General features: G+C 66.0%; 10 protein-coding genes. 5 read left to right on the top strand and 5 right to left on the bottom strand.

All coding sequences use genetic code 11. From position 1 onward, the window contains the following. Positions 1-6: 6 nt before the first annotated feature. Positions 7-441: a DUF1841 family protein gene (locus tag TK49_RS09240; protein ID WP_045786416.1), complete on the bottom strand. Its 435-nt coding sequence runs from the start codon at positions 439-441 to the stop codon at positions 7-9. A 106-nt stretch (positions 442-547) separates the two neighbouring features. On the opposite strand from TK49_RS09240, the gene TK49_RS09245 reads away from it, so the two are divergent. Beyond that, on the top strand, positions 548-1,483 hold the full coding sequence (locus TK49_RS09245) for a DMT family transporter (RefSeq protein ID WP_045787826.1): 936 nt from the start codon (positions 548-550) through the stop codon (positions 1,481-1,483). Between the two features lie 79 nt (positions 1,484-1,562). Then, entirely contained in the window at positions 1,563-2,150 is a 588-nt protein-coding gene (locus tag TK49_RS09250) for a malonic semialdehyde reductase (RefSeq protein ID WP_045786417.1), read from the top strand. Between the two features lie 50 nt (positions 2,151-2,200). Here TK49_RS09250 and nth read toward each other — a convergent pair whose 3' ends face one another. Together nth and rsxB are read right to left on the bottom strand one after the other, a co-directional pair. After that, positions 2,201-2,845 (bottom strand): endonuclease III, encoded by a 645-nt coding sequence (nth, locus tag TK49_RS09255; RefSeq protein WP_045786418.1) that lies wholly within the window; start codon positions 2,843-2,845, stop codon positions 2,201-2,203. Positions 2,846-2,856: 11 nt separating this feature from the next. Next, a complete protein-coding gene (gene rsxB, locus TK49_RS09260; RefSeq protein WP_254171184.1) occupies positions 2,857-3,690 on the bottom strand; it encodes an electron transport complex subunit RsxB in 834 nt (277 codons plus the stop codon). Positions 3,691-3,814: 124 nt separating this feature from the next. On the opposite strand from rsxB, the gene TK49_RS09265 reads away from it, so the two are divergent. After that, entirely contained in the window at positions 3,815-4,510 is a 696-nt protein-coding gene (locus TK49_RS09265) for a TetR/AcrR family transcriptional regulator (protein ID WP_045786419.1), read from the top strand. Between the two features lie 57 nt (positions 4,511-4,567). Here the strand turns inward: TK49_RS09265 and TK49_RS09270 are convergent, their stop codons facing one another. Both TK49_RS09270 and TK49_RS09275 read right to left on the bottom strand, forming a co-directional pair. Then, entirely contained in the window at positions 4,568-5,839 is a 1,272-nt protein-coding gene (locus TK49_RS09270) for a polyhydroxyalkanoate depolymerase (RefSeq protein ID WP_045786420.1), read from the bottom strand. A 206-nt stretch (positions 5,840-6,045) separates the two neighbouring features. Continuing rightward, complete coding sequence (locus TK49_RS09275; RefSeq protein WP_045786421.1) at positions 6,046-7,242, bottom strand: amino acid aminotransferase; 1,197 nt, start codon at positions 7,240-7,242, stop codon at positions 6,046-6,048. Between the two features lie 335 nt (positions 7,243-7,577). On the opposite strand from TK49_RS09275, the gene uvrB reads away from it, so the two are divergent. After that, the gene (gene uvrB, locus TK49_RS09280; protein WP_045786422.1) at positions 7,578-9,668 is read left to right on the top strand and encodes an excinuclease ABC subunit UvrB; all 2,091 of its coding nucleotides are present in this window, start codon (positions 7,578-7,580) and stop codon (positions 9,666-9,668) included. A 167-nt stretch (positions 9,669-9,835) separates the two neighbouring features. Next, positions 9,836-11,920, top strand: a complete 2,085-nt coding sequence (locus tag TK49_RS09285) for a site-specific recombinase (RefSeq protein ID WP_045786423.1) — start codon at positions 9,836-9,838, stop codon at positions 11,918-11,920. Positions 11,921-12,092 lie beyond the last annotated feature (172 nt).

A 12,092-nucleotide genomic window follows, 5' to 3' on the forward strand; every position in this document is an offset into this window, starting at 1 on the left:
AGGCGCTTACCGGGCGGTGGCGCGCTTGCGCACGCATTCGATGTAGGCGTCGCCGTCGGGCGGCAGGCCGGTGCGCTGGGCGGTCCACAGCATCTGCCCCAGGCATTCCATCACCTGATGCTGCGCCTCGTGCGGCGAGTCGAGCCGCTGGGCCAGCGCTTCATAGGCGGCCCGGATGCCGCGCGGCTGGTCCACCGACACCTGTTCGCTGATCGACAGGTGCATCGACAGGTGCAGGAACGGGTTGCTCTGGCCGCTCTCGGGCGTGTAGTCGCGGGCCAGGGCCTCATCGCCGGCTTCGAGCGTGTCGTGGTATTCGGGATGCTGCAGCATCCAGTCGACCGCCATGGCTTCGAGCGGCGTGAGGATTTCCGCCTGGCAATGCTTGCGCCAGGCGCCGCAAAAGAATTGGCGAACTTCGTCGCGGGAGGGATTGAACATGATGCCGCCATTGTACCGGCGCGCTGCGGCACGTGCCGGTGCGGCGCCAACGCTACAATGGCGCGCCACACCGCAGACGGCGATCCCGCAACCAACGCCGCACACCATGAGACAACGCACCGATTCCACCCTGGCCGCACGCGCGGGCGACAAGCTCCTCGGCGTCTTCCTGATTGCCATATCGGCAGCGTCCTTCGGCGCGATGGCCATCTTCACGCACTACGCCTATGCGAGCGGCGCCAACGTGGTCGGCCTGCTGATGGTGCGCTTTGTCATCGCGGCGGCCACGTTGATGGTGGTGATGCGCGTGCGCGGCATCGGCATCCCGCCGTGGTCGCGCGTGGCCGGGCTGGCCGCGATGGGCGGCATCGGCTATGCGGGCCAGTCGTTCACGTTCTTTACGGCGTTGAACTACGCCCCGGCCAGCCTGGTGGCGCTGCTGCTGTACCTGTATCCGATGTTCGTGACGGTGCTGGCGGCGATCTTCCTGCGCGAGCGACTGACGACGACGGCCATCATTGCGCTGGTGCTGTGCTCGGTGGGCGCCGGGCTCACCGTGGGCGGCGCGGGCCTCTCGGGCGGCAGCACGCTCGGTATTGCGCTGGGCGTGGCGTCGGCGGCGATCTACTCCGTCTACATCACGGTCGGTGCACGCGTGACGCGCGGGCTCGATCCGCTCGCCTGCACGACCGTCATCTGCACTGCCGCGGCGGTCGTCTACACCGGGATGGCACTGTTGGGCGCGCCGGCGCAACTGCCCGGCACGTTTGCGGGTTGGGCCGCCGCCCTGGCGATTGCCGGCCTGTCGACGGTGGTCGCCATCCTGAGCTTCTTTGCCGGGCTGCAGAAGCTTGGGGCGGCGCAGGCCTCGATGCTGTCGACGCTGGAACCGGTGGTGACGGTCTTGCTGGCGGCCGGGCTGCTCGGCGAGTCGATCGCTCCCATGCAGATGGCCGGCGGCGTGCTCATTCTGGCCGGCGTGCTGTGGCTCACCCGCGCCGACGCCAAGCCCACCGGACACCGCGCCGACGACATGGCGTGATCCGCCGCCTGGTGGCCTGACGCAAGGCGGGCGCCGCCATTACAATGCGATCCTTGACTCTTTTCTGGAGCGCTTTGCAATGCCCATGCTTGAACCGTCCGTGCTGGACCAACTGTTCCACGCAGCCCGTACCCACAACGTGTGGCTCGACAAGCCAGTCGACGACGAACTGCTGCACACGCTGTACGACACCGTGAAGTACGGCCCGACCGCCGCCAACAGCACCCCGGCGCGCTTCGTGTTCGTCAAGAGCGCGGCGGCCAAGGAGCGCCTCGTGCCGTGCATGTCGGCGGGCAACCAGGAGAAGACGCGCCAGGCGCCCGTGACGGTCATCGTTGCGTACGACACGCAGTTCCACGAGCAATTGCCCAAGCTGTTTCCGCACACGGATGCGCGTTCGTGGTACGCCGGGGACCAGGCCAAGATCAACGCCGCAGCCCTGATGAACAGCTCGCTGCAGGGCGGCTACCTCGTGATCGCCGCGCGTGCGCTGGGCCTGGATTGCGGCCCGATGGCCGGCTTCGACGCCGACAAGGTCAACGCAACGTTCTTCCCGGACGGGCAGTGGAAGGTCAACTTCATCATGAACATCGGCTACGGCGACGTGGAAAAGCTGCATCCGCGCAACCCGCGCCTGACGTTTGAGGAAGCCTGCAAGATCGTCTGATCGGAGGGCGACCGACGCAAAGAAGAACGGGGACGCGATGTCCCCGTTTTTCATTCCTTCGGCGCCGGTGTTTTCGGCTTGAACTCGCACAGCGGCTCGATGGCGCAGTGCCAGCATTCCGGCTTGCGGGCCTTGCAGACGTAGCGCCCATGCAGGATCAGCCAGTGGTGCGCGTCCTGGCGAAATTCCTCCGGCACCACCTTCAGCAGTTTCAGCTCGACTTCCAGCACGTTCTTGCCCGGCGCCAGCCCCGTGCGGTTGGCCACGCGGAAGATATGCGTGTCCACGGCGATCGTCGGCTCACCGAATGCGGTGTTCATCACCACGTTGGCCGTCTTGCGGCCCACGCCCGGCAGCGCTTCAAGCGCGGCGCGATCGCGCGGTACCTCGCCGCCGTACTGGTCGAGCAGGATGCGGCACGTCTGCAGGATGTGCTTGCACTTGGTGCGGTACAGGCCGATGGTCTTGATGTACTCGGTCAGCCCGTCCTCGCCCAGCGCCAGGATCTTGGCCGGCGTATTGGCCACAGGAAACAGCTTGCGCGTCGCCTTGTTCACCCCCACGTCGGTCGCCTGTGCCGAGAGCAGCACGGCAATCAGCAGCTCGAACGGCGTGGTGTATTCCAGCTCGGTGGTCGGCGTCGGGTTGTTCTCGCGCAGGGTCTCGAAGATGGCGCGGCGGCGGGCGGCATTCATCGGCGGCGGTGTCAGGTGTTGTCGGCGTCGGGTTTGGAGAGCGCGGCGATGCGCTTGCGGCGGGCTTCGGCTTCGTCGATCTGAGCTTGTACATCGGCCGGCACGTTGGTGACATTGCGCGGACCTTGCCCGCGCGCCGCCATTTCGGCCTGCTTCTGCCGGGCACGCTCGATGGCGGCCTGGATGATCGCCTTCTTGCGCGCCTGCGCTGCCAGCTCAGCCTCATCTGCGGGCTGCTCGGCGTTCACGGCGGCGAGCTTGGCCGCGGCTTTGGCGGCGAGGCGTGCTTCGTTCTCGGCCTGTTCGCGCTTGAGGCGCGCGTTGCGGAAGACGTAGCGGTCCCGGGCGACGTCGGCTTGCTGCTGGCTCCAGGCATCCCAGCCCGTGCGCTGGCCGGTAACGGTGACCATGTCGATGCAATCGACCGGGCAGGGCGCCACGCAGAGATCGCAGCCGGTGCACCAGTCTTCGAGCACCATGTGCATCGCCTTTGGGGCGCCCACGATGGCGTCGACCGGGCACGCCTGGATGCACAGCGTGCAGCCGATGCAGCGCTCCGGATCGATGACGGCCACCGCCCGGGGTTGCTCGACGCCGTTGGCCGGGTCCAGCGGCAGCAGCTCGCCCGGGCGGCCGAGGGCTTCGGAGAGCCGGCGGATGCCTTCCGCGCCGCCCGGCGGGCAGCGGTTGGGCAGGGCTTCGCCGCTGGCCATGGCTTCGGCGTACGGGCGGCAGCCGTTGTAGCCGCACTTCGTGCACTGCGTTTGCGGCAGGAGGTTTTCGAGCCGGTCGGCCAGGGATGCGGCCAATGTGGGGGGCAAGGAAACCACGATGGGATCTGTCATTTGAATAGCCCGGCATTATCGCCGATTTGTCCGTCGCGCAAGGCGTGCATGCCCTGACATCGTGTGCGGCGGGCATGTCTTATCCCTATGACATAATCCCTGCGTTCCAACGGACCGACGTGCCATGCCGTCTTACCCCGCCGCGCCGCTCCCCGACCTGGACGTCGATGCCCAGGGCGGATCCGCCGCCCCTCGTGCCCGTCGCGACCCTGCCGGCACGCGTCGACGCATTCTTGCCGCGGCCATCGAAGAGTTTGCGCGAGGCGGCTTTGCGGGCGCCCGCGTCGATGCCATTGCGCGCCGGGCGGAAACCAACGAGCGCATGCTGTACTACTACTACGGCAGCAAGGAAAAGCTCTTCCTGACCGTGCTCGAGCACATGTACTTCCGCTTCAAGGAGGCGGAAGAGCAGGTGCAGATCGAGTCGTCCGACCCGCGCGAGGCGGTGATCCAGCTTGCGCGTTTCGTCTGGGATTTCTATTACGAGAACCCCGAGTTCATCCGCCTGCTCAACAGCGAGAACCTGCACGAGGCGCGGCATCTGAAGACGTCTGCGCACCTCGGCGAGCTCGTCAATCCGGTCATTGACGTGCTGCGCGGCGTGGTGGAGCGCGGCCAGCGGGCGGGCGTCTTCCGCGACGATGTCGACGTGCCGCGGCTGTACCTGACGATTTCGGCGCTGGGCTATTACGTGCTGTCCAACCGTTACACGATCAGCGCAGTGGTCGGGCGTGACATTGCCTCGGCCGATGAGCACGAAGCGTTCGCGCAGCTCCACATCAAGATGCTTCTGGCGTACCTCGAGAAACCGAAGGGCTGACGCGCACCGCCTAACAAAAAAGCCTCGCAGTTGCGAGGCTTTTTCATTGCGCGGCGTTCAGGCCACGGCCTTGATGCGCGGTGCGTTCTGGTCGTAGCGGCGGATGAAATCGCGCAGTTGCGGATACACCTGCTCGCGCCAGCGCCGGCCCGAGAAGATGCCGTAGTGGCCGCACTTCGGCGCCGTGAGGTGTTGCTTGCGCGTTTTCGGGATGCCGGTGCAGAGGCCGTGCGCCGCTTCGGTCTGGCCGCTGCCGGAGATGTCGTCCAGCTCGCCTTCGATGGTGAAGAGCGCCGTGTTGCGGATGTCCTGCGGGCGCACGGGCTTGCCTTCCACCACCCACGTGCCGTTGGCGAGGTGGAATTCCTGGAACACGTCGCGGATGGTCTCGAGGTAGTACTCGGCGGCCATGTCGAGCACGGCGTTGTACTCGTCGTAGAAGCGCACGTGGGCTTCGGCGTCTTCGGTGTCGCCTTCGATCAGGCTCAGGTAGTAGTCGTAATGAGACGACAGGTGGCGGTCCGGGTTCATCGCCACGAAGCCGGCGTGCTGCAGGAAGCCCGGATAGACCTTGCGACCGTGGCCCGGATAGTTGGCCGGCACCGTGTAGATCACGTTGTTCTCGAACCAGCTGTACGACTTGTTGGTCGCCAGCGAGTTGACCGCCGTCGGGCTCTTGCGCGCATCGATCGGGCCGCCCATCATGGTCATGGTGCGCGGCGTCTGCTCGCCGTCCGACGCCATCAGCGAGATGGCAGCCAGCACCGGCACCGTCGGCTGGCACACCGAGATCACGTGCAGCTTCTCGGCCCCGATGTGGTTGATGAACTCGCGGATGTAGTTGATGTAGTCGGAGAGGTGGAAGGCCCCTTGCTCGACCGGCACCATGCGGGCGTCGATCCAATCCGTCACGTACACCTTGTGGTCCTGCAGCAGCGTGCGGACCGTGTCGCGCAGCAGCGTGGAGTGGTGGCCCGACAGCGGCGCGCACACGAGCACGGTCGGCTCGTCCTTGAGCAGCTTGATGGTCTCGGCGTCGTCGGCGTAGCGCTTGAAGCGGATCAGGCGGCAGAACGGCTTCTCGATGATGGTCTGTTCGACGATCGGGATGTCGCGCCCGTTGGATTTGACCGAGCGGATGCCGAACTCCGGCTTTTCGTATTCCTTGCCGAGGCGATACAGCAGCTCGTAGCCCGCGGCGTAGCGTTGTGCGCCGGGCAGCAGCGACAGCGGGCTCAGCGGGTTGGTGAAGGTCTTGGCGGTGGCCTGCGCCCAGGCCGTCATGGGGCTGAGCAGGGCGCGCTGGAATTCGTGGAGCTGGTAAAGCATGGCTGGACCGTTCTGTGGTGGCGGGGGCGACGCAAACGATTATGCACCGACGCACATATTACTGCGATGCAGCACAAACCCTGATACCCGAGTGTTGCGCGCCTCATATGATGCGCCCGTGTCAGTCTAGGACCATGCAGCAAAAAAGCGGCCGAAGCCGCTTTTCTTTTTGCAATTGCGCCACGGTGGGTGGCACACGCGTCACCTTACAGCACGTCGGCGATGGCGTTGACCACGGCGTCAATGTTGTGGGTGTTCAGCGCCGCCACACAGATGCGGCCCGTCGACACGGCGTAGATGCCGTGCTCCGTACGCAGACGATCGACCTGTGCCGAGGTCAGCCCCGAGTACGAGAACATGCCGCGCTGCGCCTTCACGAACGAGAAGTCCGTCTTCACGCCCTTGGCGGCCAGCTTGTCGACCAGCGCGTTGCGCATCGACTTGATGCGGTCGCGCATTTCACCGAGTTCCTGCTCCCACATGGCACGCAGTTCGGGGCTGTTCAGCACCGTGGCAACCACCGTGCCGCCGTGCGTGGGCGGGTTGGAGTAGTTCGTGCGGATCACGCGCTTGACCTGCGACAGCACGCGGGCCGCTTCGTCCTTGCTGGCCGTCACGATCGACAGCGCGCCGACGCGCTCGCCGTACAGCGAGAACGACTTCGAGAACGAGCTCGACACGAAGAACGAGAGGCCGGACTCCGCAAACAGCCGCACGGCCAGGCCGTCTTCCTGGATGCCGTCGGCAAAGCCCTGGTAGGCCATGTCGAGGAACGGGATCAGGTTCTTGGCCTTGATGACTTCCACGACCTGCTTCCACTGGTCGGCCGTCATGTCGACCCCCGTCGGGTTGTGGCAGCAGGCGTGCAGCACGATGACGGTGTTCGGTGCGTAGCTGTTGAGCGAATCGAGCAGGCCGCCAAAGTTCAGGCCGTGCGACGCGGCGTCGTAGTACGTGTAGTTGACGACTTCAAAGCCGGCGCCTTCAAACAGCGCGCGGTGGTTTTCCCAGCTCGGATCGGAAATGGCGACCTTGGCGTTCGGGGCCAGGCGCTTGAGGAAGTCCGCGCCGATCTTCAGCGCGCCGGTGCCGCCCAGAGCCTGCGCCGTGACGACGCGGCCTTCGGCGATCAGCGGGGAGTCGGCACCGAACAGCAGCTTCTGCACGGCCTGGTCGTAGGCGGCAATGCCTTCGATCGGCAGGTAGCCGCGCGGGGCGACGGTCGCCAGGCGGGCCTTTTCGGCTTCCTGAACCGCGCGCAGCACCGGGATTTTCCCTTCGTCGGTGAAGTACACGCCCACGCCCAGATTCACCTTGGTGCTGCGGGTATCGGCGTTGAAGGCTTCATTCAGGCCCAGGATGGGGTCGCGCGGGGCCAGTTCGACGGCGGAAAAAAGCGACATGATGTCTCTGCGTTCGGTTGGTTTCAGAATGCGGTGGGATGCTGCAGGCGGTGCGCCGCAAGCGGCCGGCAGGGCTGTCGGCGGCAGTTGGATCCAGCGGGCACAAAGCCGGATTGTACCGAATACAGGCTCTAATCGCCCGAAAAATCCTTGTAGAACAGGCGCCTAAAGCGGTTGGGCGGGCGGTACAGATTTCGGAGTCCGGGCGCGCAAACGATCGCCGGGGCGGCGCGCTACACTACGTGATTGGTTGCAATTGGCCGCGCCGCCCCGATCTGTTGCGGGCGTGTGCGTCACTTTGCTGACTGTTTGCGCTGCCATCCCACTCCGCCGCCATGACCGACCTGAGCCAAGTCCCCAGCCCGTACGACGAATCGAAATTTGTGACGTTCGAGGGCTCGCCGTTCCAGCTGTACCAGCCGTATCCACCGGCCGGCGACCAGCCCGAGGCCATCCGCAAGCTTGTCGAGAACATCGAGGACGGCCTGTCGTACCAGACGCTGCTGGGCGTCACGGGCTCGGGCAAGACGTACACCATGGCCAATGTGATCGCGCGCGTGGGGCGCCCGGCGATCGTGTTTGCGCCCAACAAGACGCTGGCGGCGCAGCTGTATTCGGAGTTCCGCGAGTTCTTCCCGCGCAACGCGGTCGAGTACTTCGTCTCGTACTACGACTACTACCAGCCTGAAGCCTATGTGCCGCAGCGCGATCTCTTCATCGAGAAGGATTCGTCGATCAACGAGCACATCGAGCAGATGCGGCTCTCGGCCACCAAGAGCCTGCTGGAGCGCCGCGACGTGGTGATCGTGGCGACCGTCTCGGCCATCTACGGTATCGGCAACCCGAGCGAATACCACCAGATGATCCTGACGCTGCGCGCGGGCGACAAGGTGAGCCAGCGCGACGTGATCGCACGCCTGATCGCCATGCAGTACACGCGCAACGAGACGGATTTCCAGCGCGGCACCTTCCGCGTGCGCGGCGATACGGTGGACATCTTTCCCGCTGAGCATGCGGAGATGGCTGTGCGCCTGGAGCTGTTCGACGACGAAGTCGAATCGCTGCAGCTGTTCGATCCGCTGACGGGCCGCGTGCGGCAGAAGATTCCGCGCTTCACCGTCTACCCGTCGAGCCACTACGTGACGCCGCGCGAGACCGTGCTGCGCGCCATCGAGACCATCAAGGCCGAACTGCGCGAGCGGCTCGATTTCTTTTACAAGGAGAACAAGCTCGTGGAGGCGCAGCGGCTGGAGCAGCGCACGCGCTTCGATCTCGAGATGCTGCAGGAGCTGGGCTTCTGCAAGGGCATCGAGAACTACTCGCGGCACCTGTCGGGCTCGGCGCCGGGCGAGCCGCCGCCGACGCTCGTCGACTATCTGCCGCCCGATGCGCTGATGTTCCTGGATGAATCGCACGTGCTGATCGGCCAGCTCAACGGCATGTACAACGGCGACCGCGCACGCAAGGAAACGCTGGCCGAATACGGCTTCCGCCTGCCTTCCGCGCTGGACAACCGGCCGCTCAAGTTCGCCGAGTTCGAGACCAAGATGCGGCAGGTGACGTTCGTCTCGGCCACCCCCGGCGATTACGAGAAGGCGAAGGCCGGCACCGAGGTCGTCGAGCAGGTCGTGCGCCCCACGGGGCTGGTCGACCCGGTCATCCAGGTGCGCCCGGCCACGACGCAGGTCGACGATCTGCTGTCGGAAATCCATCTGCGCGTCGAGGCCGGCGAGCGCGTGCTGGTGACCACGCTGACCAAGCGCATGGCTGAGCAGCTGACGGAATTCCTGTCGGAAAACGGCATCAAGGTGCGCTACCTGCACTCGGACATCGACACCGTCGAGCGCGTGGAGATCATCCGCGACCTGCGCCTCGGTACGTTCGACGTGCTGGTCGGGATCAACCTGCTGCGCGAGGGGCTGGATATTCCGGAGGTGTCGCTCGTGGCGATCCTGGACGCCGACAAGGAAGGCTTCCTGCGTGCCGAGCGCTCGCTCATCCAGACCATCGGGCGCGCGGCCCGGAACGTGAACGGCACCGCCATCCTGTATGCGGACCGCATCACCGATTCGATGCGCAAGGCGATCGACGAGACCGAGCGCCGCCGCGCCAAGCAGATCGCCTACAACGAGGCGCATGGCATTACGCCGCGCGGCGTGGTCAAGCGCATCAAGGACATCATTGACGGCGTGTACAACGTCGACGAGGCGCGCGCCGAACTCCGGGCCGCGCAAGAGGCCGCCAAGTACGAGGACATGAGCGAGAAGCAGGCGTCCAAGGAAATCAAGCGCCTCGAGAAGCAGATGCTCGACCATGCCAAGAACCTCGAATTCGAGAAGGCGGCGCAGGTGCGCGATCAGCTGGCCAAGCTGAAGTCGCAACTGTTCGGCGCGAGCGGCGAAGACCACATCGTCCCGACCGCCTGAGCTGCGCGGCCGCTGCCGCCTGGGCCATGCGACCCCGCGTGGCTGCCCGCGGGGTGGTGGGCTGTTGACACAATTTCAGATCATTCTCGGGCGCTGCGCGTCGTCTGAGCGGGGAACCGGCACGTTGTCATGCAGTCGGCATACGTGGCCGTCATCAAGGGAGTTCGATGTTCAATTTTCTGCTGAATCCGTGGCGCAAGTGGCGCGCCTCCCGGCACGCCAGCCATCAACTCGACGCCATCCTGGCGCAGTTCGAGCCCACGCGCAGTCTGGCCGAACGCAACGAATGGCTGATCGAGCTGGCCTACTGGCTGCGCCGTGCCGACCGGCCCGAGGGTGCCGTGTCGGAATCGTGGCGCTATGCGCGCCTGCGTTATCTGCTGCAGGTGCTCGAGAACAACCCGTCGTTGGCCGAGCGGGTGGGGCAGACCCTGCGCGCCATCGTGCAGGACAACGATCCCGTGTCGCTGCTGTGCGATACGGGATTGTCCTCACGCGCGGGTTTCTGGAGCGAGCTGATCGACCGCTGGCAGGCGCGCCTGCTGCCGCCCGCGCCCAATGCGCCGCAATTGGCGTCGCTGTTTGCACTGCTGTTTGTCGGCCCGAACGATGCGGCATGGGTCGACGGGCTCGACGACGAGCTCGTCGCGCGGCTGCACGCGCTGTTCCGGGCCGGCATGACCGACGCCGAGGCATCGGCCGGACAGACGCGGCTGGAGCGCAGCCTCGGCATCAGCATCCAGATCCTCATCAGCCAGGTGCGGGCGGCGGGTTTGTCGCGCGGCATCCGCAGCCGCATGGCCTATGCGGAGTTGACCGATTCACCGTTCTACCTGCTGGCCGATGCGGCCAACGCCATCTTTCTCGAACGCCCGAATACCGAGCCGGCGAGCCCCGAGCGGTTCGTGCAGGAGCTCAATTATTTCCGCGCCGTGCTGGACCAGTGCCGCGCGGCCACGGAAGGCGTGTACCAGCATCTGGACGAGAACGGCGTCTCCGTGGAGATCGTGTTCCAGGTCGAGCGCATGAAGGCGTGGCTCGGCCGCATTGACCTGCTGCTGACCGCCTGGGCCGACACGCGCGGTTCGCGCCGCTTCGTGCACATGACCGCGGAACTGGTGTCAGCCAGCCAGCACCGTCGCAGCGTCGGGTATCTGATCCGCTCCACGTTTGCCGACCTGGCACGCAAGGTGGTCGAACGCTCCGCCGAAACCGGCGAGCACTACATCACCCGCGACGGCAAGGAATACGCTGCGATGGTCAAGGCCGCGGCCGGCGGCGGCGTCATCACGGCGGTCACGGTGTACGTCAAGTTCTTCATCACCGCGGCGCACCTGTCGCGGTTTACCGAAGGGCTGCTTGCGTCGCTCAATTACGCCGTCAGCTTCCTCGGCATCCATTTCGCGCACTTCACGCTGGCGACCAAGCAGCCGGCGATGACGGCGCCCGCGCTGGCGCACCGGCTTGATCAGGTCGGCCGGCCCGAAGGCCTGGACCGCTTCGTCGACGATACGGTCGCGATGATCCGCTCCAACGCGGCCGCCATTGCCGGCAACCTGCTGGCGGTCGCGCCCGTGGCGTTCGTGGTGCAATGGCTCGCGGGGCGGTTCCTGCACGCCGATTTGATCTCGCCGGCCAAGGCGGTGGCGACGATCGATTCGTTCTCGATCCTGGGGCCGACGCCGCTGTACGCGGTCTTCACCGGCGTGCTGCTGTGGGCTTCGAGCCTGGCGGCGGGCTGGGCCGACAACTGGTTTGCGCTGCACCGCGTGCACGATGTGATCGCCTACCACCGCCGCCTGCGCTTCATGGTCGGTACGCGCGGCGCGCAGCGCATTGCCAGCTTCTGGAAGCGCAATCTGTCCGGCATCGTGGCCAACGTGTCGCTGGGCTTCATGCTCGGGCTAGGGCCGGAGATCGTGTCGTTCTTCGGGCCGCACATCGAGGTGCGCCACGTCACGCTGTCGACCGGCGCGGTGGCCACGGCGGTGGGCGTGCTGGGGCCCGGCGTCATGAAGACGTCGCCGTTCTGGCTGGCCGTGGCGGGCATTGGACTGATGGGTGTGCTCAACGTGCTGGTGTCGTTCGCGCTGGCGTTCAACATGGCGATGCGCTCGCGCAATCTGCGAGGCGTCGATCGCAAGCGCGTGACGGGCGCGGTCTGGCGCCGCATCCTGCGCGATCCGCTGTGCCTGCTGGTGCCGCGCGCGCCGACCGTGACGACTCCGCCGGGCACCAGCACAGCGGCCTAGCGCGGCGTCAGGCGACGATGGCCGGGCTCGCGACTCCGGCGCCGCAGGTCTAGGCTTCGACAGCGGAGCAGAAAGGTCCGGCAGCGGACCTGTCGTGCTCCGGGGGCTGCACATTCGAGGTCGGCGCGCGAGGGTTTGCGGTCGAAAGCCGGAGTGCTGAAGTCCGACGCCC

This window comes from Ralstonia mannitolilytica, assembly GCF_000954135.1.
GTDB classification, from domain to species: domain Bacteria; phylum Pseudomonadota; class Gammaproteobacteria; order Burkholderiales; family Burkholderiaceae; genus Ralstonia; species Ralstonia mannitolilytica.